Consider the following 25,509-nt stretch of genomic DNA (forward strand, 5'->3'; position numbering starts at 1 on the left):
AACTCGCAGTATGACTTTAGTTGCAACATTCCAAAGTGGTTTCCAGCATGCTCTAATCTAATTATGAAACATTTCATGAATACCACCTACCAGTCCATCCTAAGATTAGAATCCATCCAACAGTGAGTGGGTAATTAAATACCAGCCATCTACAAGAACAAATAATAGAATTTTAAAAGGTAAAGAAATCATTACTGGGGGAAGCATCATCATCCCCATCGACATTAATACACTGGCAACAGCCATATCAATGATTAAAAATGGAACAAATATCATAAACCCCATTTGAAATGCTGTCTTCAATTCGCTTATTGCAAATGCAGGTACTAATGTTGTCAGTGGAATGTCCTGAACAGTTTCAGGACGTTCCAATTCTGCATAATTCATAAAAAGCGCTAAATCTTTCTGACGCGTATGCTCCGCCATAAAATCCTTTATGGGTATACTCGCTTGATCATACGCTTCATCTAACGTAATCTCTTCGGCAAATAATGGTTCTAATGCTTCGTCATACACCTCATTGAAAACTGGAGCCATAATGAAAAACGTTAAAAATAACGCAAGTCCAATTAGTACTTGATTTGGTGGCATTTGCTGTGTCGCCAATGACGTACGAACAAATGACAACACAATAATTATTCTAGTAAAGCTCGTCATCAAAATTAATATACTTGGTGCTAGTGACAATACAGTTAATAGAAGAATTAATTTAACTGATGTTGAGATATTTGCCGGATCGGAACTGGAAAACATATCGATAAATTCATTCATTCTGATCTTCCTTTTGTTTATACTGTTGGATCAATTGGGTTCTATTTTTTTTTAGTTTATCCAGCTCGTTCACAAAATGACCTTTAAAATTCTGTTTCGAATGTATAGAATCTGAATTGGTAGTTTCTTTTGTGGTTACCCGTTGGACGAGAGTTGATAATGGACTATTGGCATCGGTTGTATTTCTTTTCAACAAATCTTCCATTAATGCTTCATCGTCAATCTCTTGAAGCATTTCTACATTATCTCCAACCCCAATAAGATAGAACTTGCTACCAACACGAATAATTTGAATTGACTTGTTTTGCCCAACAGAAATACCGCCAAGGTTTTCTAGTGACTTCACTTGATTAAACAAGGCATTTTTCTTCTTTAAAAATTTTAACAGTAAATAGATCAGCCCCAATATGAGTGCTAAAGCAAAAAATAGCTTTATAAAATTAACCCAAAGTGGTTCTGTATCTTCTTCCGTCGATAAGAGTGTTGATTTCTCCGTGTCTCCATCTTCCGTCGATGACTCTGCTGGTTGCTCGCAATCAGCATTTTTCTCTAAACAATCAGTAACAGATTTGGTTGCTGCATCTACTTTTATGGAAACAGTAAATGAAAATAGAATAATAGTCAGTAGAATGCAAAACCGTAACGATTTATTCAATAGTATTCACTCACTTTTTAGTTCAATGCCTTTTGAATTGCTTCTAAAACACGATCCGCCTGAAATGGTTTAACGATAAAATCTTTAGCTCCTGCTTGGATCGCATCAATAACCATTGCTTGCTGCCCCATTGCAGAGCACATAATTATTTTCGCTTCAGGATGACTAGCTTGAATTTCCTTTAATGCTGAAATCCCATCTTTTTCAGGCATGGTTATATCCATCGTCACAAGATCTGGCATAAGCTCATTATATTTTTCTACCGCCTGTGCACCATCTTGTGCTTCACCTACTACCTCAAACCCATTTTTAGTTAAAATATCTTTAATCATCATTCGCATGAAAGCTGCATCATCAACAATTAGAATACGGTGTGCCATTCGTAAATCCTCCTATGTATAATAAGATATTATTTTAATTTCATTATTCTATCTGATTGACTAAGTATGTCCGTAACACGAACGCCAAAGTTTTCATCAATAACAACTACTTCTCCAGTAGCAATTAGTTTTTCATTTACTAATATATCGACAGGCTCTCCTGCTAACTTATCTAATTCAATAATGGAACCAGAAGACAAATCCAAAATATCCTTAATTGTTCGTTTTGTCCTCCCAAGCTCTACAGTTACCTTAAGCGGGATATCCAAAAGCATATCTAGATTCCGTTGCTCGGTATTATTTAATGCAACCTGGTCAAAGTTGGAAAAATCAGCCTTTTGCACTGATTTATGTGCTGAAACAGCATTACCTAAGTATTGCGGTTCCTCTCTTACCTCCTCAGATGAGACGGATTGACTTTGCTTATTTGTAGACATAGGCACCTCCACCTGCTCAAGCGCTACAGCTGATTCTTGTTCCGCTGGTTCACTATTTAATAACTGATCAACCAAATTTTTTGCGAATTGAATTGGCATGAGCTGCATGATATTAGAATCTATTAAATTACCAACCTTTAATTGGAAGGAAACTTTAACAAAAGGATTCTCATCAAGTACTGCTTCTGACTGATTGTCTGGATTTTCTAGATGAATCGTTGGTGGTGATATATCTACCTTCTTATTAAAGACCGTTGACATACTAGTTGCTGCAGCACCCATCATCTGATTCATTGCCTCTTGTACTGCACTTAAGTGAATTTCATTTAATTCTTCTGATGGTTTTGTACCGTCTCCACCAAGCATGATATCGGAAATGATGGCAGCATCCTCGGCCTTGATCACAAACACATTTCTACCCGTAAACCCTTCTATATAGTTAACCTGAACGCTTACTGGTTCAAATGTAAAGGCCTCTAATTCCTTTTGTTCCATGACAGAAACTTTCGGTGTTGTTATTTCTACTTTTTGATTTAATAATGTCGATAAAGTCGTAGCAGAGCTTCCAAATGAAATATTGCCAATTTCTCCCAACGTATCCTCTTCAATTGTTGATAGATGATCATTGGTAGGGTTTTTCTCTACTTCTTCATCTTCATCAGAACTAACTTTTAATAATGCATCTATTTCATCTTGAGAAAGCATCCCGTCATTCGCCATGTTCGTTCCCCCCTTTAAATTCTTCCATTATTTGAACAGACATTTTATTTTTATATTTACCAGGCTGTACATAGAATTTTGGCGCATCATTTACCGCCAATATTAGCGGGCTTTCTATTGTATTATCCAACCCGATAACATCATCTTTATTTAAGTTCAGAAATTGCTCAATTGAAATTGTAGATTCTCCTAATAGTGCTTTTACTTCAATTTGTGCTTGTTGTAAGTTCTTTGTTAACTTTTCATATGCATCTACGTCTCTTTCTTTACTAGATGTTTGCATCCAGTAATGTACCGAAAGCTTGGAAATAATTGGTTCAAGCACAATATGAGGTATACAAATATTAATCATGCCACTTTCTTCACCAATTGTTGTATTCAGTGAAACAACCACAACCGTTTCATTAGGTGATACCATCTGCAAAAATTGTGGATTGACTTCAAAATCTTCTAATACTGGATCAATATCTACAATGGTAGCCCACGCCTCTTGAAGATTGGTAATTGCCTTTTCAAATAACTGTGTCATTAGAATTGTTTCGATTTCCGTTAAGTTTTCTACTTTATTAACTCCACTTCCCATACCGCCCAATGTTCGATCAAGCATGGCATAAGCAATATTTGGGTTAACTTCCATTACTAGTCTACCTTCTAAGGGTTCGACACTATATGTATTAAGAATAGTCATTTTTGGAACAGAACGAATAAATTCTTCATAAGGAATCTGATCCACTGACGCAACAGTAATATTGATGTACGTCCTTAATTGTGCTGAAAAAAAGGTAGTTAATAGTCGTGCATAATTTTCATGAATTCGCGATATACTGCGGATTTGATCCTTGGAAAATCGTAATGCTCGTTTAAAATCATATACTCGAACTTTCTTTTCTTTATCTTCTTTTTTTAATTCCTCCGCATCCATTTCACCTGAAGTAATTGCGGATAATAGGGCATCAATCTCATTTTGAGAAAGAACTTCATCTACCAAGTATATTCACCTCCATCGTGGAGTCCTAAATAAATTATTTATTGTAAGATTTTGCTTATCGTATATACATCTGTGATTTTTCCAGTTGTCATTACTTCATTTAACTTTGTTTTAACAACTTCTTCTAAATCACCTAAGCCACTCTTGAAATCTTCTTCCTGCATTGTAGCCAATTCTTTGATTAAAATGTTTTTTAATTGAAAATCCCGCTTACTAATTTCTTCTTTAGCTTCCTTCCTATTCGTAATCACTTGAAACTGAATACGAACAAAACTTCCATCCTCTAAATCTGTTGTTATTTCAGGTGTTTCATAAGAAAATTCTTCGATCTTATCAATAGATGCTGCAGATCCCTTTTGATCATCCGCGTTCATATTCCATACCACTACAAATGCAGCTATTCCCACAATCGCCAATACCGCCAATGAAGAGATCATTGTTTTCATTAAACTACTCATCGTCTTTCTTTACCTCCCTTTGTGCTCTTTGTATACCAATTTGTTGATAATAGGCCATTACTAATTGAAGTACTTCCGCATGAGAGTTTTTTACTACTAATTTCTTACCATTTGTTAAGGTGATCGTTGTATCTGGAAATTCTTGAACCTGTTCAATCAGGATCGCATTTAAAGTAAATGGTTCGCCATTTAATCGAGTTAAAGAAATCATTATTTAGGCGGGAGTGTGTTTATCACACTCCCTACCCCCTTACTATCGTTTTAGATTTACTAGTTCCTGGAGTATTTCATCTGATGTTGTTATTATTCGAGTATTCGCTTGGAAACCACGTTGTGCTGTAATCATTTCCGTGAATTCTTCCGATAAATCAACGTTTGACATTTCGAGTGCGCCACTTACAATCGACGCTGTACCATCTGTTTCAGGAGTAACAATTCCATTTAACCCGGCATTTTCCGTATTTAAGAAAAGATTACTTCCCGCTTTTTCTAAACCTGCTGGATTAGCAAAGCTTGCTAAACCGATTTGACCAGCGGTCTCTGTGTCCCCATCTTCATTTGTATAAGTTACGGTACCATCTGATTCAATACTAAAGCTTTTTGCATCGTCTGGAATATTTATCTTTTCGTTATTAACATCTTGTAAATACAATCCATCTGAATTAACAATGTCACCATTCGTATCCAAGTAAAAATTACCTGCCCGCGTGTAATACGTCGTTCCATTACCTTCTAAAACGAACATTCCATCTCCCTCTAAAGCAAGATCTAATGCTCTAGTAGTTGATTGCCTAAACCCTTGTGAATGGATGTTGTCAATTGAACCGAGTTGCGAACCTAAACCTACCTGAGCTGGGTTTACACCACCGCGACCAGCAGTTGGTCCTTGAGCACCAGAAGTAGTCTGACTCATCATGTCTTGGAAAGTTACTCTTCCTTTTTTAAATCCAGATGTATTTACATTAGCAATATTATTACCTATTACATCTAGCTTTGTTTGGAATCCTTTCATGCCTGATATTCCTGCATACATTGAACGTAACATAGTTCATTTCCCCTTTTTGGTTATCAATTTATTGGCTGCTTCTATCATTCAACAGCTGATGGCCTCCCTAAAAAGGGTCCAGCCTTATTTCTCAATCAAAATCGTTCCATTAATATTCGTAAATATCCGACTTGTGGCTTCTTTTCGATCCATCGCAGTAACAACTGTATTGTTTTTCGTACTTATAAGTAATGCTGCATTATCCAAAACAACAAGCGAGTCAGTAATTCCTTTTTGCTTTGCCTCCGCCATTTTGCTTTCAATGACTTGCCATTGGTGCTTATCGATATGAATATTTCGTTCCTGTAAACGCTCCGTAGCATGTTTACTAACTTTGAGCTCTTTTAAGCCCAATTCAGATGTTAATAAATCCTTAAAGCTCGCCCTGTTTACTTGGTTATTTGGATGTTTAGCACCAGGAATCTGTAAAGCCTGCTGGGGCAACTGATGAATCCGGTGATCTATATTATTCACTTTCTTCATCCTCCGGATTTTCTGGATCAGTTGGATCCTCTCCATTATTTTCACTACTATCTGGATTACTTACTTGAATAGCTGCATCTGCATAGATCTTTTCCCCATTTTCTAACTCTAAAATTGCCCAACCATCCTTTTGACTAACAGCTATTACTTTACTTGTTTCGATATCTAGCTTTTCACCAGTTTCTTCATCATAAGCTTGGTAGGTTACTTCTTTTCCAATCATATGGCTATATTTAATTACTGGTGAGACAAGCTGACTTTGTACGAGTGTATCGATGGAATTAGTCATATTCATCATTTGCTCTAATGAACTGAACTCCGCCATTTGCGAGATAAATTCTCGATCATCCATCGGATTTGTTGGATCCTGACTTTGTAATTGTGTCATTAATATTTTCAAAAATTCATCCTTACCTAATTCAGGGCTTGGCGATCTACTAGGTTGATTAGACAAGTATAATGATGGATCTATCTTTGTCATATAAACACCTCCTATACTTGTTCATTTAATAATAGTTCTTCAAACTGTGTAGCAAAGTCTTCATTCTGATTATTTTCACTCTCTTGAGAGTCATTTCCGTGCTGATCCTGTTCTCTAAATTGCTGTGAATCGGCTTCAGATCCTGTATCCTTAAGAACTTGCTGTCCCTGTTGAAACTGAATCTCTTGCTTCTCTACAACTACTTGCTGAGGTGAGAACATACTTCTTAGTTGATGCATATTTGACTCAAGCATATCTTTAGTAACCTGTGAGCTTACTAAGATCTTTACTGTCATCTGCCCATCCATTTGAGTTAAGCGAACAACCATATCCCCTAAATTTTGTGGACGCAAGGTAATTTGAAGTTGATTACTTCCATTCGCCATTGTCAAGAACTTACTAGACTTCATGATCTTCTGAAATTGCTGAATGAGTTCTTGTCCAGAATTATTCATGTTCTGCTGGCTAGGGTTTAAGTAGATCATGTGCTGCTCCATTTTTGCCATAGGTAATGTTGATACATTTGCTTGATTTACTACTTGAGAATAAGCTATACTATCTTTTTTCGATGAAAATGTCTCTAGTGCATGGTCTAACCATTTTGCAACATCTGCGCTCGTAACTTTAGCATCCGTATGATAAGGCAATTTTTGCGCTATTTGATTTCGTTTTTCAAATGCTTGTACGAGTTGTTGCCAAACTATTTTTTCTTTCGAATCTGCTGGTTTACTAGCTAAAAATTGCTCGACAGAGACCTTTTCTGTACCTTTCACCGAATCTGTCCACTGCTGTAATAATGGCAGGAGTTTAGTGGATGCCTTCATTAACTCTTGCTTGTTCGATATTTGCGAAACAACAGCTTCCACCTTTGCAAAAATACTCGCTAATTGCTGTTGTAAAGAAGGTTCTAACTGTTGTACTTCGATGTCACCTGTTAAAAGCGCAGGTAGCATCCACGTCGCCGTCTCTTCATTGGATTCGACATGCCCTTCATTCTCTTGCTCGCTTCCTACTACCCTATTGTCTGTCAATTCTTTCCCATCTAATGTGGATAGCATGTTAAAGAAAGTCATATCTATCGTTTCAAAGGGTATACTTGGTGTATCTTGCTGGTTCTCTTGGGATTGCATTCCCATTTGAAGTAGCTTATTTGCTGCCTCTTGTAATTGCTGCTTACTAAGTAATAGGTCTTGAAACGGTTGAGCTTCCTCATTTGTATGGCCTAATTGACTATCTTGCTTCATCATTGGATTCGAAGTTTGTAATTGCTGAAAGAGCATCCCAATTGCGTTCATTATTTCACCTCCTTTCAATACAATTACATTAATTTCCACTGTTAATAAATTGTTGTGTTAGCTTTGCAGCTGTTTCTGCATTCATTGACTCTAGAATGCTGCCACGAGTATCATTTGACAATTCCTTCATTATTGCTAATGCCGTTTCTTGTTCAAGCTCTTGTAAAATATTAGCTGCTTGATCAGGATCCATATCTTTAAAAGAATTGGCGATTGTTTTGACAGTGGTTACCTCTTTTTTCACCTGTTCGTCATCAGACTGCTCTTCATTTTCATTAGCTTGATTATTTTCAAGCTTCATTATTTCTTGTTCGAGCTGTTCAACAGTAGCTTCCTTATCTGTAAGATCCACCTTTAGCTGCTCAATTTCAGCATCTTTATCAGACATCATCGCTTTCACGCTTTCATCTTCACGTTTCAACTGTTTTTCCTTATCTGTTTCAACGAATGAAGAAACAACCGGTATATTATTACCTTTATCCTTCAACCAGCCGGTAACATCAATACCAGCAATACTCAAAACGACCGTAGCTAGGGCAATTGTAATGATAATAGGAATTACAATTGCAAAGAGGAACCATAGGACAGGATTCATTTTTCTTTTATCTGTATTGTTTTTCTTTGCCATTCACTTCACCTATTTTTATGATTTAGAAATTGATAAATAGATACCTCATCCATTGTAGCCTTTTCCTTTTTGCGATTTGCTGCTGCTTCATCTTTCTTACGAGTTTCGATAATCTTTTCATATTTTTTCATCTCAACATGTGCATCTGTGAGCTTGGATTGCTTTGCTTCCATATCGAATCTTGCCTTTTGGACTCCTTCTTGTAAGTGCATAATATGATTATTTAAATGCTCGATATAAGTAAATTGTTCTTTTAACTTATCAAGAGTAGTTGATTCCGTAAGAGCAGTCTCGTATACTTCCTCTGCCATTTCTTTCTTTTTAAGAAGTTCATAGAGCTGTGTTGCTGTTTTTTCAAAAAGATCAATAGACTGTTGATATGCCTTCTGTGCGTGTTTTTTTTCGGTTTCACGTATATGTAAAATCTTGGATAAAACAACCGTCTCCGCCATTAGCTTACACCTCCATGAAGTAAGTTTTTCATCGAATTAATCGATTCTTGAAGTGTATGATATTCAAAAATATCTTGTGAAAGAAACGATTGGATTTTAGTGTGATAAGAAATAGCTCGATCAATTTCACTGTCTGTCCCTCGTTTATAGGCGCCAATTTGAATCAGTTCACTATTTTCTTCATAAGTAGCAACGAGCTTACGTATCTCCTGAGCTGTTTCCTTGTGCTCGTTATCTGCAACTTGGTTCATGACACGACTAATAGATTTCAACACATTGATCGCTGGATATTGTCCACGCTCAGCTAATTTCCTATCCATTACAAAATGACCATCTAATATTCCACGTACCGTATCAGCAATCGGCTCATTCATATCATCTCCATCTACCAAAACGGTATAGAAGGCTGTAACCGTACCATTTTCATTCGTACCGGTTCGTTCTAGCAATTTTGGCAAGGTAGCAAATACGGAGGGCGTATAGCCTTTGGTGGTTGGCGGCTCACCTGTAGCCAAGCCAACCTCACGCTGTGCCATAGCCACACGTGTAACAGAGTCCATCATTAGGTTCACACGGTAACCTTGATCACGAAAATATTCACTTATTGCTGTTGCTGTATATGCTCCCTTTATTCGCATTAATGCTGGTTGATCGGAAGTAGCAACAACGACAATCGATTTCTTTAGTCCGTCATCTCCTAAATCTTTTTCAATAAACTCCCTTACTTCTCGCCCGCGTTCTCCGATTAATGCAATGACATTAATATCTGCCCCACTATTTCGAGCAATCATTCCTAGTAATGTACTTTTTCCAACACCACTTCCTGCAAATATTCCAATTCGCTGTCCCTCTCCGACAGTCAGTAAAGAGTCAACTGCTTTGATCCCAACCTGCATTGGTTGTGCAATTGGTGGGCGAAGCATTGGATTTGGAGGAGATTGCTCCGTTAAATAATTTGCTAGACCTTTCGGCAAAGGACTTTGATCTAATGGGTTTCCCAATGAATCTATTACTTTGCCAATCAGTCCACGGCCAATTTTTACTGTTAATGCCTTGCCAGTAGATTCTACTAAGCACCCGGGTCCAATTTCTGCAACCTCTGAATATGGCATTAGAATAATTTTTTCATTATTAAAGCCAACTACTTCCGAGAGAATAGGATTCCCGCTTGAAGAAGAGGAATGAATGAGACAAACTTCTCCGACATTCGCTGCTGGACCTTTTGACTCAATCATAATTCCAACAACCCGTAATACTTTTCCATACCGCTTGTAGGTATCTGCTTGATCAATTGCTGTTAGATAATCCGCTACCTTCATTGTCTGTTCTCCTCAGAAACTTCAAATAGTATTTGCCGGATTTCTTGTAACTGTGTATCAACGCTTGCATCGATTTGCCCAAATGGATGCTTAATCATACAACCGTAATCCTCTACTTCATCCGTAACATACAAGGCAAGCTTTGCATCCTTTTCAATTATCGTGACGAGTTCTTCCTTATGCTGCACAACAGATTCATACTGATTAGGGTGTAGGTAAATGGAAATTACCGATTGGTCCTTTAATTCCTTTATTGCTGCATTAATAATTTCTAAGAAAGAGTTAGGTTCCTCATCAATTTTCTGTTTTGTAATCTTTTCAGCAGTATGAAGTGCGATTTCCAATATGGTGTCGACATTATCCTCAATCAGCGCTTGATAGTCTTTCCTTGCCGTATCAATAATTTGATTAGCTTTTTCTAAGTCACTTTTATATTTAGCAAGACTTTTTGATTCTCCATCTGTATAACCTTGAGAAAAACCTTGCTTGCTAGCAGCTTCGATATACGTCTGTTTTTCCGTTTCCCATGCCTGCTTTTTGCTTTCAATTTCTGCTTCCGTTTCTTCTAGAAGCTGCTGTGATTGATTCTTTAACTCTTCTAATTGAATTTGTGCCTGTTCAATTTCTTGAAGCAACGTTTCTTGTTTGGACGCTGCTTCTAATTCTGATTTTGGCTGACCACTAGGTTGCAGGCTAATCGGTTTAATTTTTATTTGCCTACTTTCATTACGAATAGATGAATTAGACAATGATGTCGTCACCTCCACCCCTTGCAATAACAATTTCACCTACATCCTCTAATCTTCGGATAATAGCAACAATTCTTGTTTGTGCTTCCTCTACATCTCTTAAACGAACTGGACCCATGTATTCCATTTCTTCTTTAAAGGTTTCTGCCATACGCTGTGACATATTCTTAAAGACGATATCTTTCACTTCATCACTAGCAACCTTCAATGACAAACGTAGATCCTCATTTTCTACTTCACGAATGATACGTTGAATTGCGCGATTATCTAAAATAACAATATCTTCAAATACAAACATCCGCTTCTTAATTTCATCAGCTAATTCTGGATCTTGGATTTCTAAAGCATCTAAAATCGTTCGTTCTGTACTTCTATCAACACCATTTAACACTTCAACAACAGCTTGAATTCCACCAGTTTGTGTGTAGTCTTCTGTAAATGAAGAAGATATATTTTTTTCCAATACCTGCTCGACCTGTGAAATAATTTCTGGTGAGGTCGAATTCATCGTTGCTATCCGTTTCGCGACATCTGCTTGCACCTCCTGTGGCAATGCAGAGAGAATTTGACCGGATTGCTCAGGATCTAGATAAGATAGCACAAGAGCAATTGTTTGTGGATGCTCTCCCTGTATAAAGTTCAGAACTTGTTGCGGATCTGCTTTTCTAGCAAAATCAAATGGTCTAACTTGTAAAGAAGAAGTCAAGCGGTTAATAATATTTGAAGCTTCTTGTTTTCCAAAGGCTTTTTCTAAAACGGTTTTTGCATATCCAATACCGCCTTGAGAAATATAATCCTGCGCTACCGCAATTTGATGAAATTGCTCCAGCACATCCTCTTTCAAACTACTATCTACCTTCTTAACGGAAGAGATTTCTAAACTTAACTTCTCGATCTCCTCTTCTGATAAATGCTTATACACTTGAGCCGAAACATCTGGACCTAAGGAGATTAAAAGAATTGCTGCTTTTTGTTTACCTGTGAGTACACCTTTTTGTCTTGCCAATTGTAATACCTCCTAATCTTCTCCGATCCAGCTTCTTAGTAATTTCGCAAAATCTTCTGGTTTCTCTTTTGCTATCTTTTCTAATTGTTTTTTACGAATCGTTGTTTCCGATTCCTCTTGATCTGGGATTTCTGGTACTTCTATCGGCTCTTGGATAGCTACCTCTTCCTCTTCAACATCCTCTTCTTTTCTTCTGCGAAGTAAGAATACTATCAAGACAATAATTGCGAGCAATAATCCCCCACCTACGATATATAGCCAAGTTGGTATAGTAGGAGTTGTGCTAGCTTTAGCGTTTTTCATACCTGAAAACTCTTGAAAGACAATCGATACTTTCTCTTCTGGGTTAATGTTCTCAGCATATTCCCCGTCAATAGATGTTGTAATAATAGAGTTCATAATCGAATTAATTCCCTCTTCAACCGCGTTTTCATCCTGCTGTGTTAAATACTCTACATCTTTTCCTTGTGATGTTTTAACATTATTAACAGCGACTTGAATTCCTAAATCTCGCACTTTATATGGACTCTCAACAATGTTTTTTCGAATCTTATTAAATTCATTGTTAATCGTTTCTTTCGCCATTTCATACTCACCATTGTCACCATCATCCGTCGCTTGATAGTTACCGATATCTTCATCCCCAGTACCTACGGTACCTCCTGCTGCAGCACCTTCACCAGTATACGTTTCTTTTATTGTTTCAATACTTACTGGCAGTCCTTCCATATTCTCTAGATCAACTGGTTCGACAATTTCTTCAGTACGATTCTCTTGCGTAAAATCAATATCAGAAGTGACGGAAACAATGACATTTCCTTGACCTACCATTGCTCCAAGCATCTGCTGTAATCGTTGCTGAATATCTTTTTCAATGTCCTTTTTAACATTTTGCTGATATGTATGTGTATCCTGTACGCCAGTTCCTGCAGTAGCATTTTGTTCAAAGCTTTCAAAATACTGATTGGTGATTGCTATATTTTCTGCTGGTAAGTTAGGGACGGCCTTTGATACTAAATGATACAATCCATCTATTTGTCCTTCTTGGAATTGATAGCCAGCCTCTGTATTTATAACAATTGATGCACTCGCTTCTTGTTTTGTATCATTGACAAATACAGGATCCTCCGGCATATTAATCATCACCTGTGCATCTTGTATCCCGTCAATACCTTTGATCAGATTAGCTAACTCCGTCTGCATTGCATCTAGCTTCATAACGTTAAATTCATTTTCTGTTACACCCCAGGATGCATTCTCACTAAAAAAGGAATAATCTATATTTCCACTGTTTGGGATGCCTTGCCCTGCTAAATCGACGAGTAATGAATCTACTTGTTGTTCAGGAACCGTTATTGTCGTTCCCCCATCTTTTAATTCATAAGAAACTCCTCTGGCATCTAGTTCCGTTTTTATCTGCCCAACTTCCTGAATGGACAAATTATTGTATAGTGGAACAAATTTCGAATTCATGGAAAAGAATAGAATTCCTACTATCAAAAGGACAACTATCATGATTGATCCTATAAAAATCCGTTTTTGACTTTTCGTCCGATTCTTCCAGAAAGCCGTAGTAGTGTCTTTCCAGTTCTTTATTTTCTCGTTCATAAGTTCCCCCACTAACGTGCTGTAGTAAATTTTTCTATATATGATTGCAAATCATTATACTTGCATGCTCATTACTTCTTTATAGGCATCTACTACTTTTTTCTGGACTTGTACGGTAGTTTCCAATGTGATACTAGCTTTTTGTGCCGTAATCATTACATCGTGTAAGTCATCGATTTTCCTATTAGCTAGTGCTTCTGTTTTTTGATCAGATGCAATTTGTGCCTGATTGACATCATTAATGGCATTCTTTAAAGCTGCTGCAAACTTACCCTGTGCTTCCCCAGCAGAAATTGCTGGCTTAGAATCTAGTTGTGAGGATACTGGTGCTTGTGGTATTTGATTGCCTATTGACTGAATCATCGAAAAACTCCTTTACATTTATTTCCCAATCTCTAGTGCTTTCATTAACATGGATTTACTAGCATTTACTGAGGTAATGTTAGCTTCATATGATCTTGTTGCGCTCATTAAGTCCACCATTTCTTTAAGTGGATCAACATTCGGTAATTCCACATATCCATTCTCATTCGCATCGGGATGCGTTGGATTATATACCTGCTTGAATGGACTTTCATCTTCTGTTATTTCCGTAACCTTAACACCCGCGGTAGCTTCTGAACCGGTTGCTCTATGTAAGAATGATTTAAAACTATTGGTCTCTGGTTCTAGGGAAACCATTTTTCTTCGATACGCTTCAAATTCTCCTTCTTCATTCACTGTTGCTCGCGTCGTTTGAGCATTAGCAATATTAGAAGAAATGACATCCATACGAAGCCTTTGAGCAGTAAGAGCACTAGCACTCGAGTGAAGTGCATTGAATATCGACATATTACCTTCCTCCCCTTAAAGCTGTTTGTAAACTACCAAACTTACCATTTATGCGGTCGACTAATGCTTGATAATAGATCTGATTTTCTGCTAATTCTGCCATCTCTTTGTCAACATCCACATTATTGCCATTATGACCGTAAGAAGTGTTTTGCTTCGTAACTGTCTTATAGGAATTAGAATTATTTTGAAAGGAAAGATGTTTAGAATTAGTTCGTTTCGCCTCTATGTTTGAAGCCATTGCATCGGATAATACATTTTTAAACACGACGTCTTTTGCCTTATAATTTGGTGTGTCAATATTTGCAAGATTCGTTGAAATTGCCCGGTTTTTGGCAGAGGCATAATTTAACGAATTTTCTAGCGTATGGATAGTTCCACCAAATAGACTCACATTGATCCCTCCTAAAAAGTTACGTTTGCATTACGACAGACATAAAATATTGCTTGTCTACGAATAGTTTAAGTCATATGTTTGCCAAAGTCTATTACTTTTCGACATTTTCCTCAGAAAGAACAAAATATGGTTAATTTTGCATAGGTCAATTTTACCATATTATTACCTATTTTTGTTAATTAATTTTTTTTAACTTGAAAATCGTAAGTTAAAGTAGGATTTTTATGTCGAAATTGCAAGAATAACTAAATTTTAAATTATACCTAGTTCTTATGTAATAGAAAATCCTTGTATAAAAAGTCCTGAAATTGACCAAAGATTTACTTGACATTTCATGCATAATTACAAACAAAAAATCCGAAGCAAAATGCTTCGGATTTTCTATTATTTTGACTGTATTCTATAATACATATCGTTTTATCTTGAACGTAATTTTTCTAATTCAACTAAGAAATTATTGTTAAGTACTTTTATATACGTACCTTTCATACCTAAAGAACGAGACTCAATGACACCAGCACTTTCTAATTTTCTAAGCGCATTTACAATAACTGATCTTGTGATCCCAACTCTATCTGCAATTTTACTAGCTACGAGTAGACCTTCGTTGCCGTTTAATTCTTCAAAAATGTGATCAATAGCCTCTAGTTCACTGTATGATAGCGAGCTGATCGCCATTTGAACAACAGCTTTACTTCTAGCTTCCATTTCAATCTCTTCTGTTTTTTCATGAAGAATTTCCATACCAACAACAGTAGCACCGTATTCAGCTAATAGTAGATCATCCTCACTAAAGCTCTCTGTTAACCGTCCTAATACAAGCGTTCCTAATCGCTCTCCGCCACCAATAATAGGTACAATCGTAGTTAGGCCTGATTGGAATAATTCACGGTTTTCGACTGGGAAAACAGTTTGTGGACTGTCGATATCTAAGTTAGCTGTAGTCTCATGAATATTAAATAGTCCCTCCGTGTATGCTTCCGGAAATTGGCGATCCTCTAGCATTGATTTCATTCTCTCATTTTCAATCTCTTGATTGATTGCAAAGCCTAATAGCTTCCCTCGTCTGCTTAGGATGTAAACATTACCTTTGATAACATCCCTTAAAGAAGCAGACATGTCATTGAAATCAACTGACTTTCCTGTAGATTTTTGTAACATAGCATTAATTTTTCTTGCGCGATTTAATAGTTCCATAATGATCCTCCATTCAACCTTTTAAATTATAGTATATATTGACTTAAATCTTTATTTTTTGCAATAGTACTTAATTTTTCATCGACATATGCTGGAGTTATTTCAATCTTTTCCATCGTCACATCGGGTGCTTCAAAAGAAAGATCCTCCAGTAATTTTTCCAAAATAGTATGAAGTCGCCTTGCTCCAATATTATCCATTTCCTGATTTACTTGATAAGCTATTTCGGCTAATCTATCTACAGCTTCGTCTGTAAATACAACATTTATACCTTCTGTTTTCAATAAAGCCTTATATTGTTTTATGAGCGCATTTGATGGTTCCTTTAATATGCGCTTGAAATCTTCTGTTGATAGTTTATCTAGTTCAACCCGGATTGGAAATCTACCTTGCAATTCCGGAATCAGGTCAGATGGTTTGGACATGTGAAATGCACCAGCTGCTATAAATAGCATATGATCTGTTTTAACAGGTCCATGTTTTGTAACTACAGTGGAACCTTCAATAATCGGTAAAATGTCCCGTTGGACCCCTTCTCTAGATACATTTGCACTATGCTCCTGTTTACCAGCAACTTTATCTATTTCATCAATAAATAAGATACCTGATTGCTCCGCGAGCTGCACTGCCTCTTGAGCAGCCTCTTCCATATCTACAAGCTTGCTTGCTTCTTGCTGAGATAATACTTTTCTTGCTTCTGATACTGGCATTTTTCGTTTCTTCTTCTTTTTGGGCATGAACTGACTGAAAGCATCCTGCATATTCATCCCCATTTGCTCCATACCAGATCCTTGGAGCATGTCAAACATCGAAGGAGCTTGTTCTTCTATTTCTACCGATACCATATGGTCTTCTAATTCACCCAGGGCCAATTGATGTTCTACACGTTTCCGCTTATTGCTAATTTCATCATCTTTCGGATCATGATCTCCATCTTCATGATTGTCATCTGAATTAGAAGCGAATAACATTTCAAATGGATTTCTAGCATTGTTTTCCTTTTTAGCATGTGGTACTAGGAGATTTACTAGCTTTTTATTTGCTTCTTTCTCTGCCTTATCTGCAACTTGCTTCATTTTATCTTCTTTTACCATCCGCAAAGACATTTCTACTAAATCACGGACCATGGACTCTACATCTCGACCGACATAGCCCACCTCAGTAAATTTAGTTGCTTCTACTTTGACAAATGGAGCTCCAACTAACTTCGCTAATCGTCTAGCTATCTCCGTTTTCCCAACTCCAGTAGGACCAATCATTAATATGTTTTTAGGAACAATTTCATCCTTTAGCGATTCATCCAGCTTCATACGACGGTAACGATTGCGTAATGCCACTGCAACGGATCGCTTAGCGCTGTTTTGACCAATAATAAACTTATCTAACTGTCCCACTATCTGTCTCGGTGTGTAATCAATACCCATTCTTCCAAAAGGCCTCCTTTTAATCAAGTACCTCCAGTGTGATGTGATCATTTGTATATACACATATTTCTCCGGCAATTTCTAATGCAGATTGAGCGATCTCCCGTGCAGATAATTGACTCGAATACCTTGCTAGAGCTCTTCCAGCACTAAGTGCGTAATTGCCTCCAGAGCCAATAGCCAATATGCCATCATCAGGTTCAATGACCTCACCTGTACCAGAAACTAAAAACATACTTTCTTTATTCATTACGATAAGCATAGCTTCCAATTTCCGCAATACCTTATCGCTGCGCCACTCTTTTGCTAATTCTACAGCCGCTCTTGCAAGATTTCCATTATATGCTTCTAGCTTAGCTTCAAATTTTTCAAAAAGCGTAAATGCATCAGCAACAGATCCAGCAAAGCCAGCAAGTACTTGGCCTTTATATAAAGTACGAACTTTCTTTGCTTTATGTTTCATAACGACCGCATTTCCTAATGTTACTTGACCGTCACCGCTCATTGCACATTGATCATTATGCCTTATGGCGAAAATCGTAGTGGCATGCATTTCATTTGTCACGCCTTCTCACCTCTTTACTCAATTAATAATCATTTGCTCGTGGATGACTTTTCATATATACGCTGCGCAAATGATCTTTTGTAACATGGGTATAAATTTGTGTAGTTGACAAATTCTCATGACCAAGTAATTCCTGAACGCTACGTAAATCTGCACCTTCATTTAGTAAATGTGTGGCAAAGGTATGCCGTAACTTATGTGGGTGTACATGAACGGTTAACGCAGCTCTTTCAACCATCTTGTTCAATACTTCCCTAATTCCACGTGTAGTTATTGGATTTCCCCGATTGTTCAAGAAGACTGCATCCGAAGATTGCTTTGCTTTAGACAATAACGTATTCCTACCATCCTGTATGTAGGTTTCCAATGCTATTTCAGCAAATTTACCATAAGGAATGTAACGTTCTTTTCTGCCTTTCCCTCTAACAAATACGGTACCAATGAAGAAATCAATATGCTCCAATGATAGCTGTTGACATTCGCTAACACGCATGCCAGTTGCGTAAAGTAGTTCTAGAATTGCTTGATCTCTTTGGCCTAATGGGTTAGTAAGGTCATTTACCTCAAAAAGCTTCTCCAACTCTTCTTGATACAGAAAACCCGGAATCGTTGTATCCGTTTTTGGCAATTTCACCTGTACAAACGGATTTCCAGTGAGCACTTCTTCTCTTTCCAAGTATCGGAAAAAAGTTCGAAGACTAGATATTTTTCTAGATACAGATCTTCTGCTTAGCTGCCGATTATACAAAGTGTTTAGGAATAAACGGACAACCCTATGATCTACATCAACTAGACTAGATAAACCTTCTGCTGTTAAGAAATCGAAAAATATTTCCAGATCATTCAGATAATATTTAACAGTATATGGCGAAGCGTTTTTTTCTATTTGTAAATACTCCTTAAAGGATTGCCAATAATTCATATAATTATTCAAATTTTCACCCCGTTAAGCAGCGAATAAATCATAACATAGAAAATAGTGAGAAGCAATAAACTTAACTAAATTGTAACAAAATTCAGAATTGATGTCACTTTTAGTTGTTTTTTCCTTTTATAACCCTATAGAAATAAGGTCATATACTTAGCTCTTGACTGTCAAGTATATATCCTTACCAATGCGTTATTATATCTGTTTCGAAGTCCATAGTCAACAATTTCTATTCATATTTCACAATTAAATTTCTATAACAGCTCACATACCATTGATATCGGCTATTTGGATTACTTTATTACACCTAACTTTTTAATTTTCGCTTTTGTATCTTCTGTTCCAAACTTATATAGTTCATGATATATAGTTATTAAATGGTCACTATACGCAGATCGTTCAGCATCTGCTCCCCATTCATCAAATGGTTTCACTAAATACTCGATCGCAAGTTCTGCATAGTTGTTTTTTTTCATGAATAACTTCTTAAGCATTTCAATTTCTTTTGCATCAGCTATAATTTCATATTCTATACCACTATCAGGAATAGAGATTTCTCGAATATCCTGTGTATCTACAGTTACATAATAATGTTTTTTTGTCATCAGACTTTCCTCCTTATATGCTATTTAGCCTTTTTTTATACATCTCAAACTACTAGTCCTTCATTAACACATAACATAAAAGTAAAACTGTACTTGCAATCTACTATTCCGGCGAAAGCAAGTTGAACGAGCCATGAAAGAAAGGACAAGCTTAAACTCAGAAGGCTTGGACCCACTACGGAAAGCAGAAATTATCATACTACGATAGCAAAAAAGCGATGATAATAAGAGTACAAAAGCGTAAGCTCCCGATTAGAAACGTAGCGACTGGGGCTGGACACGGCTCAACACGCCCCTATTTATCAGACTACAAAAAAGAGCTTCCCACAAGTCCCTATTAGACTTATGGGAAAGCTCCTATGTTTGCGGCGCCTCTTTATATTCACATTGCGTACATTGAATTTGTGTTCCTTTTTTCGATTTCTTCTCAACCAGTAAGTTATCACATTTTGGACATGGTCGAGATATCGGTTTGTCCCAAGAAAGAAAATCACACTCTGGAAATCGGTCACAGCCATAAAACACTCGACGTTTTTTCGATTTCCTTTCAACAACATTTCCTTCTTTACATTTTGGACACTTCACTCCGATTTCCTTTAATATTGGTTTCGTGTTTCTACATTCAGGAAAATTAGAGCACGCTAAAAACTTCCCATAGCGTCCCATTTTATAAACCATTTCATGCCCACAATTTTCGCATTCAATACCGGCAGGCTCATCCTTGATTTCAATTTTTTCCATTTCTTGCTCTGCTTTTTCCAAGCGCTTTGCAAAATCTGTATAAAATTGATCAATAATCGTAATCCACTCTGTTTTTCCTTCTTCAATAGCATCCAAATCGCCTTCCATTTTAGCTGTGAAAGCAACATCAATAATCTTAGGGAAAAACTCTTCCATTATTTCTGAAACAATTGATCCCAATTCCGTAGGTATAAAGCGTTTGTTATCAATACTTACATAACCTCTACGTTGAATTGTGTCTAAAGTCGGAGCATATGTGGAAGGTCGTCCAATTCCTAACTCCTCCATTGTCTTAACTAGCCTTGCCTCTGTATATCTTGGAGGTGGCTGTGTAAAGTGTTGATTTGGCTTTATATCATTAGCTGTTACTTCCATACCTTCAGATAATTCTGGAAGAAACTTATTATCTTCTTTTTTATTATCGTCCGTTCCCTCAATATATACTTTCATAAATCCTTTGAATTTAATTTTAGAACCCGTTGCCCTGAACTCCACTAAATTATTTAAAAGATGTACGGTCATTGTATCCATTACAGCAGGTGCCATTTGACTTGCCAAAAACCGTTCCCATATTAATTTGTACAACCTAAACTGATCTCTAGAAAGTATTGGCTTTAAGGATTTAGGATCCCTGCCAACTGATGTAGGTCGAATTGCTTCATGGGCATCCTGTGCACCCTCTGACTTTTTCTGTTTTTTATTTATGCCTAGATACGTTTTCCCATATTGGTCAATAATATAATCCTTTGCTTCCCCTTTAGCTGTATCGGAGATACGCGTTGAATCAGTACGCATATACGTAATTAAACCTGTTATTCCCCCCGCTTTTTTCCCAAGGTCAATTCCCTCATATAACTGTTGGGCAATCATCATCGTTTTCTTGGCTTTGAAATTCAGTTTTCTCGCTGCTTCTTGTTGTAATGAAGATGTTGTAAAAGGTAACGCAGGATTACGTCTTCTTTCTTTTTTCTTTACTTTATCAACTTTGAATTTTTTCCCCTTGATTTCTTTTAGAATATCGTTTACGTCTTGTTTTGTCTTCAATTCTTTCTTTTTACCTTTAATTCCATAAAAAGATCCCTCAAAAACATCCTTATCCTTTTGAAATTGTCCTTCAATTGACCAATATTCTTCAGGTTTAAAGTTTTCAATTTCTTTTTCTCTGTCAATTACAAGTTTTACAGCTACAGATTGAACACGTCCAGCGCTCAAGCCTTTTTTCACTTTTTTCCATAGAAGTGGACTTATATTGTACCCCACAAGCCGATCCAGAATCCTTCTAGCCTGTTGAGCATCCACTAAATCCATATCAATAGATCTTGGATGTTTAAAAGAATCTTTAATAGCATCTTTTGTTATTTCATTAAATACAACACGACATTCGGAATGCTCATCAACATCTAATATATGTGCTAGATGCCATGCAATCGCCTCACCTTCTCTATCAGGGTCGGCTGCAAGATAAACCTTTTTAGCTTTTTTTGCTGCTGATTTTAAGTCTTTGACTACATCACCTTTACCGCGAATCGTAATATACTTTGGTTTATATTCATTTTCTGTATCGACAGCCATTTGACTTTTTGGTAAATCCCGAACATGCCCCATGGATGCTTTTACTTTGTATTTTTTCCCTAAATAGCGTTCAATTGTTTTTGCCTTTGCAGGTGATTCTACGATTACTAGATAATCTGACATTTCTTTTCCTCCCATAAATGAGGTTACCACTAGTACTGATAAGTCCCTCACAACAAGGTAGAATACCTTGAAAAGTAGTACATTGATAAAATACATTTCATTGTCTTGCATATATATACTTATTCATCACAAGCATTAAAGCGGATACTTTTTTCACTCAAAAAAATTTAGAAATCTTCACTAATATTAAATATATACGTTTCATTTGTCAAACATACTGAAATAAATGACCCAAGATTTGTAAAAGTTTTCCTTACAAAAATGTACCATGTCAAAGAATATTAGTAAAATATCAATGATATAACTTTATTTTTAATCGGCCTATTTCTGCTTTTTTATTAGATATCTACCCATACGTATTTTGCAATCTTTCCCATTCTTCACGAATATCCTCTTCATGAATAACTAATTTCGCACCATCTTGGATCATTTTATGACAACCTCTAGTTTGCTCCATTAGTGGTGAACCAGGAACAGCAAAAACGTCTCTCCCTTGTTCCAAGGCTTGATCAACTGTTATTAGTGTACCACTCTTTTCAGTTGCCTCAATAACTAATGTACCAAAGCTTAAACCGCTTATTATCCTATTCCTTTCTGGAAAATGGTGACGAGCAGGGGGAGTAGTTGGTGGATACTCAGATAAAACTAATCCTCGTTCAGTCAGTTCTTGATATAATCGGATATTTTCCTTGGGATAAATATATTGAAACCCTCCACCAAGTACGGCAATTGTATGTCCACTTAGACTTAGAGTAACTTCATGAGCAAAACGGTCAATACCAATTGCCATACCACTTACTATCACCCATCCCTGCCTAACTAACGGTGGGATAATTGTCCGTACCTTTCCCATAGCTTCCCTAGAGGGTTTCCTCGTTCCAATTACACTTAAGGCTGGTGCTTGTGTTAACAAAGATATGTTTCCTAAGGCGTATAAAACAAACGGAGGATCTTTTATCGTTTTTAATAAAGGTGAAAAGTTGTTATCTAGAAGGGTTATAACGTGATAGTTATGCAAGTCTGTTTCTATTTGCTCTATTAGGGGCTCCGAGTGGAGATCATTATATAACAGTGAAGCATTATTCAGAGGAAGGTGATACAAACGGTTCATTGCTGCAGAAGATAATTTGTAGATCTCTGTGAGGGTAGAATCAATAAGAAGTAGCTTTCTAATCCATCGCCTTGTAATACCTCGACATCGAGTAATATGAATTAATCGAAACCGAAAATCCGTCAATACGTACACATCCCTTCAAAAATTAGATAAGGAGCTGTCCCCAAAAAAGACAGCTCTCTCTTCCTACACAACTGAAATATACTCTTCTACGAAGTACAGCTTCCTTATGAACAAGCGCCATTCACTACAGGGTTTCACGGCGGCTCACTCTACTCGTTAGAATCTTACCTATTCCAGTTGCATCTACCCGAACCTTTACAGGAGAACCCTTTCTGGTTCGCATATTAATTAATGCGTTTTACATGTTTCTTTAATACCATTCTCCTCTAGGGCTTTAATCATTGTTTCACCCATTACCGCAGGAGTTTCTGCGACTTTAATACCACACTCATTCATAACACGAATTTTTTCGTCAGCAGTTCCTTTTCCACCAGAAATAATTGCACCTGCGTGACCCATGCGTTTCCCTGGAGGTGCAGTAGCCCCACCGATAAATCCTACCACAGGTTTCTTCATATTTGCTTTTACCCACTGTGCTGCTTCTTCTTCAGCTGTGCCACCGATTTCTCCAATCATTATAACAGCATACGTATCAGGGTCTTCATTAAAAGCAGATAGTACGTCGATAAAGTTCGTACCGTTTACTGGGTCACCACCGATACCAACTGCTGTGGACTGCCCATACCCTGCTTCAGACAACTGATGAACTGCTTCATAAGTTAATGTACCTGAACGGGAAACGACACCTATATGTCCTTTCTTATGAATGTAGCCTGGCATGATACCAATTTTACTTTCATCAGCAGTAATTACACCTGGACAGTTTGGACCAACCAATCGAGTTTTCTTGCCTTCCATATAACGTTTCACTTTAACCATGTCCATAACTGGAATATGTTCTGTGATACAAATAACTAAATCTAGTTCTGCATCCACTGCTTCGATAATCGCATCAGCAGCAAATGGAGCAGGTACATAAATAACAGATGCTGTAGCACCAGTTGTATCTACGGCATCCTTTACAGTATTAAATACAGGTACTCCTTCTACTTCAGTACCGCCTTTTTTAGGTGTAACCCCACCAACAATTTTTGTACCGTATTCAAGCATTTGTTTCGTGTGAAATTTTGCAGTTCCACCGGTAATACCTTGGACAATTACCTTTGTATCTTTATTAATATATACACTCATCTTCGTCCGTCCTTTCTGCAAGATCTGTACAATATAATATAGTTCACGATCCTTTTACTTCTTGCCTTAAACAAGAATTTACATATAAATATTGTGGTCTAAAAATTCCTTACTTTACCATTGAAACTATCTTTTCAGCACCATCAGCCATTGAACCAGCCGATGTAATATTTAGCCCAGATTCTTCAAGAATTTTCTTACCTAATGAAACATTTGTACCTTCTAAACGTACAACGAGTGGAATTTCAAGCCCAACCTGTTTCGTAGCTTCTACAACACCTTCAGCGATCACATCACACTTCATAATCCCACCAAAGATGTTGACAAAGATCCCTTTAACATTTGAATCAGATAAAATGATCTTAAATGCTTCCGTTACCTTCTCAGCAGTAGCACCACCACCAACATCAAGGAAGTTTGCCGGATCACCGCCATAATGTTTAATAATATCCATTGTAGACATAGCAAGTCCAGCTCCATTTACCATGCAGCCAATATTTCCATCCAATGAAATATAACTTAAATCATACTTAGAAGCTTCTATTTCCTTTTCATCTTCTTCATCTAAATCACGTAATTCCATAACATCTTTTTGACGGAATAAAGCGTTATCATCAAAATTTAACTTGGAATCTAATGCTAAAACATCTCCATCACCCGTAGTTACTAATGGATTGATTTCTGCAATAGAACAATCTTTCTCTACAAAAGCATTGTACAAACTTGTCATAAATTTAACAGCTTTACCTATTAGTTCATCCGGAATATTAATATTAAATGCAAGTCTACGAGCTTGATAGCCTGACAAACCTACAACAGGATCAATAACTTCCTTAAAGATTTTCTCAGGTGTTTCTGCTGCAACCTCTTCGATTTCTGTACCGCCTTCTTCTGAAGCCATCATTACTACACGAGAAGTAGCGCGATCAAGTACAACTCCAACATAATATTCCTTCTTAATGTCGCAGCCTTCTTCAATTAATAAACGTTTTACCTCTTTACCTTCTGGTCCAGTTTGATGTGTTACTAGTGTTTTTCCAAGTATTTCATCAGCGTATGTACGCACATCATCTAAATTTTTTGCGATTTTAACCCCACCGGCTTTACCACGTCCACCAGCATGGATCTGTGCTTTTACCACTGTGACGTCGCTTCCCAATTTTTTTGCAGCTTCCACAGCTTCATCAACCGTATATGCAACGTATCCATTAGGAACATTAACACCATATTTTCGCAAAATATCTTTGCCTTGATACTCATGAATGTTCATCCTTAATCCTCCC

29 protein-coding genes are annotated in these 25,509 nt (G+C 37.0%); all 29 read right to left on the minus strand.

What is annotated here, in order from left to right; translation table 11 throughout:
• Positions 1–105: 105 nt before the first annotated feature.
• Positions 106–771, minus strand: a complete 666-nt coding sequence (fliP, locus tag D9782_RS16575; RefSeq protein ID WP_026680906.1) for a flagellar type III secretion system pore protein FliP — start codon at positions 769–771, stop codon at positions 106–108.
• Positions 764–1,426 carry a flagellar biosynthetic protein FliO gene (locus tag D9782_RS16580; protein ID WP_162986421.1) on the minus strand — a complete coding sequence of 221 codons (663 nt, stop codon included), beginning with the start codon at positions 1,424–1,426 and terminating at the stop codon, positions 764–766. The genes fliP and D9782_RS16580 overlap by 8 nt, the downstream gene beginning before the upstream one ends.
• Positions 1,427–1,443: 17 nt before the next feature.
• Complete coding sequence (locus D9782_RS16585) at positions 1,444–1,806, minus strand: response regulator (RefSeq protein WP_026680904.1); 363 nt, start codon at positions 1,804–1,806, stop codon at positions 1,444–1,446.
• Positions 1,807–1,835: 29 nt separating this feature from the next.
• On the minus strand, positions 1,836–2,963 hold the full coding sequence (fliY, locus tag D9782_RS16590) for a flagellar motor switch phosphatase FliY (protein ID WP_026680903.1): 1,128 nt from the start codon (positions 2,961–2,963) through the stop codon (positions 1,836–1,838).
• Positions 2,953–3,951: a flagellar motor switch protein FliM gene (gene fliM / locus D9782_RS16595; RefSeq protein WP_026680902.1), complete on the minus strand. Its 999-nt coding sequence runs from the start codon at positions 3,949–3,951 to the stop codon at positions 2,953–2,955. The genes fliY and fliM overlap by 11 nt, the downstream gene beginning before the upstream one ends.
• Before the next feature lie 38 nt (positions 3,952–3,989).
• Positions 3,990–4,409, minus strand: a complete 420-nt coding sequence (fliL, locus tag D9782_RS16600; protein WP_026680901.1) for a flagellar basal body-associated protein FliL — start codon at positions 4,407–4,409, stop codon at positions 3,990–3,992.
• Positions 4,402–4,620: a flagellar FlbD family protein gene (locus D9782_RS16605; RefSeq protein WP_026680900.1), complete on the minus strand. Its 219-nt coding sequence runs from the start codon at positions 4,618–4,620 to the stop codon at positions 4,402–4,404. Before D9782_RS16605 ends, fliL begins: the two co-directional genes overlap by 8 nt.
• A gap of 42 nt (positions 4,621–4,662) precedes the next feature.
• Positions 4,663–5,454, minus strand: a complete 792-nt coding sequence (flgG, locus tag D9782_RS16610; RefSeq protein ID WP_121605223.1) for a flagellar basal body rod protein FlgG — start codon at positions 5,452–5,454, stop codon at positions 4,663–4,665.
• Positions 5,455–5,538: 84 nt separating this feature from the next.
• Entirely contained in the window at positions 5,539–5,937 is a 399-nt protein-coding gene (locus tag D9782_RS16615) for a TIGR02530 family flagellar biosynthesis protein (protein WP_371413964.1), read from the minus strand.
• Complete coding sequence (flgD, locus tag D9782_RS16620) at positions 5,921–6,418, minus strand: flagellar hook assembly protein FlgD (RefSeq protein WP_026680897.1); 498 nt, start codon at positions 6,416–6,418, stop codon at positions 5,921–5,923. The genes D9782_RS16615 and flgD overlap by 17 nt, the downstream gene beginning before the upstream one ends.
• A gap of 11 nt (positions 6,419–6,429) precedes the next feature.
• The gene (locus D9782_RS16625; RefSeq protein ID WP_121605224.1) at positions 6,430–7,713 is read right to left on the minus strand and encodes a flagellar hook-length control protein FliK; all 1,284 of its coding nucleotides are present in this window, start codon (positions 7,711–7,713) and stop codon (positions 6,430–6,432) included.
• 28 nt (positions 7,714–7,741) lie between these two features.
• On the minus strand, positions 7,742–8,341 hold the full coding sequence (locus tag D9782_RS16630) for a MotE family protein (RefSeq protein ID WP_026680895.1): 600 nt from the start codon (positions 8,339–8,341) through the stop codon (positions 7,742–7,744).
• A gap of 5 nt (positions 8,342–8,346) precedes the next feature.
• On the minus strand, positions 8,347–8,793 hold the full coding sequence (gene fliJ, locus D9782_RS16635; protein ID WP_121605225.1) for a flagellar export protein FliJ: 447 nt from the start codon (positions 8,791–8,793) through the stop codon (positions 8,347–8,349).
• Entirely contained in the window at positions 8,793–10,112 is a 1,320-nt protein-coding gene (gene fliI / locus D9782_RS16640; RefSeq protein WP_026680893.1) for a flagellar protein export ATPase FliI, read from the minus strand. Before fliI ends, fliJ begins: the two co-directional genes overlap by 1 nt.
• Positions 10,109–10,861 carry a flagellar assembly protein FliH gene (gene fliH, locus D9782_RS16645; protein ID WP_026680892.1) on the minus strand — a complete coding sequence of 251 codons (753 nt, stop codon included), beginning with the start codon at positions 10,859–10,861 and terminating at the stop codon, positions 10,109–10,111. The genes fliI and fliH overlap by 4 nt, the downstream gene beginning before the upstream one ends.
• Positions 10,854–11,867 carry a flagellar motor switch protein FliG gene (fliG, locus tag D9782_RS16650; protein WP_026680891.1) on the minus strand — a complete coding sequence of 338 codons (1,014 nt, stop codon included), beginning with the start codon at positions 11,865–11,867 and terminating at the stop codon, positions 10,854–10,856. The genes fliH and fliG overlap by 8 nt, the downstream gene beginning before the upstream one ends.
• Positions 11,868–11,879: 12 nt before the next feature.
• Entirely contained in the window at positions 11,880–13,475 is a 1,596-nt protein-coding gene (gene fliF, locus D9782_RS16655) for a flagellar basal-body MS-ring/collar protein FliF (protein WP_026680890.1), read from the minus strand.
• Positions 13,476–13,529: 54 nt separating this feature from the next.
• Positions 13,530–13,838 (minus strand): flagellar hook-basal body complex protein FliE, encoded by a 309-nt coding sequence (gene fliE, locus D9782_RS16660; protein WP_121605226.1) that lies wholly within the window; start codon positions 13,836–13,838, stop codon positions 13,530–13,532.
• An 18-nt stretch (positions 13,839–13,856) separates the two neighbouring features.
• Positions 13,857–14,306: a flagellar basal body rod protein FlgC gene (gene flgC, locus D9782_RS16665; RefSeq protein ID WP_026680888.1), complete on the minus strand. Its 450-nt coding sequence runs from the start codon at positions 14,304–14,306 to the stop codon at positions 13,857–13,859.
• A gap of 1 nt (position 14,307) precedes the next feature.
• On the minus strand, positions 14,308–14,700 hold the full coding sequence (gene flgB / locus D9782_RS16670) for a flagellar basal body rod protein FlgB (RefSeq protein WP_121605227.1): 393 nt from the start codon (positions 14,698–14,700) through the stop codon (positions 14,308–14,310).
• A gap of 420 nt (positions 14,701–15,120) precedes the next feature.
• Positions 15,121–15,900, minus strand: coding sequence for a GTP-sensing pleiotropic transcriptional regulator CodY (gene codY / locus D9782_RS16675; protein ID WP_026680886.1), 780 nt, complete (start codon positions 15,898–15,900; stop codon positions 15,121–15,123).
• Between the two features lie 26 nt (positions 15,901–15,926).
• Entirely contained in the window at positions 15,927–17,324 is a 1,398-nt protein-coding gene (hslU, locus tag D9782_RS16680) for an ATP-dependent protease ATPase subunit HslU (RefSeq protein WP_121605228.1), read from the minus strand.
• 19 nt (positions 17,325–17,343) lie between these two features.
• The gene (gene hslV, locus D9782_RS16685; RefSeq protein WP_026680884.1) at positions 17,344–17,889 is read right to left on the minus strand and encodes an ATP-dependent protease subunit HslV; all 546 of its coding nucleotides are present in this window, start codon (positions 17,887–17,889) and stop codon (positions 17,344–17,346) included.
• Between the two features lie 22 nt (positions 17,890–17,911).
• Positions 17,912–18,811: a tyrosine recombinase XerC gene (gene xerC / locus D9782_RS16690; RefSeq protein ID WP_034678908.1), complete on the minus strand. Its 900-nt coding sequence runs from the start codon at positions 18,809–18,811 to the stop codon at positions 17,912–17,914.
• A 299-nt stretch (positions 18,812–19,110) separates the two neighbouring features.
• On the minus strand, positions 19,111–19,422 hold the full coding sequence (locus D9782_RS16695; protein WP_034678895.1) for a hypothetical protein: 312 nt from the start codon (positions 19,420–19,422) through the stop codon (positions 19,111–19,113).
• Positions 19,423–19,779: 357 nt separating this feature from the next.
• The gene (topA, locus tag D9782_RS16700) at positions 19,780–21,858 is read right to left on the minus strand and encodes a type I DNA topoisomerase (RefSeq protein ID WP_026680881.1); all 2,079 of its coding nucleotides are present in this window, start codon (positions 21,856–21,858) and stop codon (positions 19,780–19,782) included.
• Between the two features lie 346 nt (positions 21,859–22,204).
• Complete coding sequence (gene dprA, locus D9782_RS16705) at positions 22,205–22,969, minus strand: DNA-processing protein DprA (protein WP_080668663.1); 765 nt, start codon at positions 22,967–22,969, stop codon at positions 22,205–22,207.
• A 354-nt stretch (positions 22,970–23,323) separates the two neighbouring features.
• The gene (gene sucD / locus D9782_RS16710; protein ID WP_026680880.1) at positions 23,324–24,226 is read right to left on the minus strand and encodes a succinate--CoA ligase subunit alpha; all 903 of its coding nucleotides are present in this window, start codon (positions 24,224–24,226) and stop codon (positions 23,324–23,326) included.
• Positions 24,227–24,335: 109 nt separating this feature from the next.
• Complete coding sequence (sucC, locus tag D9782_RS16715) at positions 24,336–25,496, minus strand: ADP-forming succinate--CoA ligase subunit beta (protein WP_026680879.1); 1,161 nt, start codon at positions 25,494–25,496, stop codon at positions 24,336–24,338.
• Positions 25,497–25,509: the final 13 nt, after the last annotated feature.

This window comes from Virgibacillus sp. Bac332 (assembly GCF_003667785.1).
Lineage (GTDB): Bacteria > Bacillota > Bacilli > Bacillales > Amphibacillaceae > Virgibacillus > Virgibacillus salarius.

Excerpts from the sequence above, each read along its gene's own strand:
- D9782_RS16630 (WP_026680895.1), bottom strand. The coding sequence starts at position 8,341 with ATGGCAAAGAAAAACAATACAGATAAAAGAAAAATGAATCCTGTCCTA.
- D9782_RS16695 (WP_034678895.1), bottom strand. The coding sequence starts at position 19,422 with ATGACAAAAAAACATTATTATGTAACTGTAGATACACAGGATATTCGA.
- xerC (WP_034678908.1), bottom strand. The coding sequence starts at position 18,811 with ATGAATTATTGGCAATCCTTTAAGGAGTATTTACAAATAGAAAAAAAC.
- D9782_RS16615 (WP_371413964.1), bottom strand. The coding sequence starts at position 5,937 with ATGAAGAAAGTGAATAATATAGATCACCGGATTCATCAGTTGCCCCAG.
- fliY (WP_026680903.1), bottom strand. The coding sequence starts at position 2,963 with ATGGCGAATGACGGGATGCTTTCTCAAGATGAAATAGATGCATTATTA.
- sucC (WP_026680879.1), bottom strand. The coding sequence starts at position 25,496 with ATGAACATTCATGAGTATCAAGGCAAAGATATTTTGCGAAAATATGGT.
- fliP (WP_026680906.1), bottom strand. The coding sequence starts at position 771 with ATGAATGAATTTATCGATATGTTTTCCAGTTCCGATCCGGCAAATATC.
- flgD (WP_026680897.1), bottom strand. The coding sequence starts at position 6,418 with ATGACAAAGATAGATCCATCATTATACTTGTCTAATCAACCTAGTAGA.
- D9782_RS16605 (WP_026680900.1), bottom strand. The coding sequence starts at position 4,620 with ATGATTTCTTTAACTCGATTAAATGGCGAACCATTTACTTTAAATGCG.
- dprA (WP_080668663.1), bottom strand. The coding sequence starts at position 22,969 with ATGAACCGTTTGTATCACCTTCCTCTGAATAATGCTTCACTGTTATAT.
- codY (WP_026680886.1), bottom strand. The coding sequence starts at position 15,900 with ATGGAACTATTAAATCGCGCAAGAAAAATTAATGCTATGTTACAAAAA.
- flgC (WP_026680888.1), bottom strand. The coding sequence starts at position 14,306 with ATGTCGATATTCAATGCACTTCACTCGAGTGCTAGTGCTCTTACTGCT.
- D9782_RS16625 (WP_121605224.1), bottom strand. The coding sequence starts at position 7,713 with ATGAACGCAATTGGGATGCTCTTTCAGCAATTACAAACTTCGAATCCA.
- hslU (WP_121605228.1), bottom strand. The coding sequence starts at position 17,324 with ATGGGTATTGATTACACACCGAGACAGATAGTGGGACAGTTAGATAAG.
- sucD (WP_026680880.1), bottom strand. The coding sequence starts at position 24,226 with ATGAGTGTATATATTAATAAAGATACAAAGGTAATTGTCCAAGGTATT.
- fliL (WP_026680901.1), bottom strand. The coding sequence starts at position 4,409 with ATGAGTAGTTTAATGAAAACAATGATCTCTTCATTGGCGGTATTGGCG.
- fliJ (WP_121605225.1), bottom strand. The coding sequence starts at position 8,793 with ATGGCGGAGACGGTTGTTTTATCCAAGATTTTACATATACGTGAAACC.
- fliF (WP_026680890.1), bottom strand. The coding sequence starts at position 13,475 with ATGAACGAGAAAATAAAGAACTGGAAAGACACTACTACGGCTTTCTGG.
- topA (WP_026680881.1), bottom strand. The coding sequence starts at position 21,858 with ATGTCAGATTATCTAGTAATCGTAGAATCACCTGCAAAGGCAAAAACA.
- D9782_RS16585 (WP_026680904.1), bottom strand. The coding sequence starts at position 1,806 with ATGGCACACCGTATTCTAATTGTTGATGATGCAGCTTTCATGCGAATG.
- fliI (WP_026680893.1), bottom strand. The coding sequence starts at position 10,112 with ATGAAGGTAGCGGATTATCTAACAGCAATTGATCAAGCAGATACCTAC.
- flgG (WP_121605223.1), bottom strand. The coding sequence starts at position 5,454 with ATGTTACGTTCAATGTATGCAGGAATATCAGGCATGAAAGGATTCCAA.
- fliE (WP_121605226.1), bottom strand. The coding sequence starts at position 13,838 with ATGATTCAGTCAATAGGCAATCAAATACCACAAGCACCAGTATCCTCA.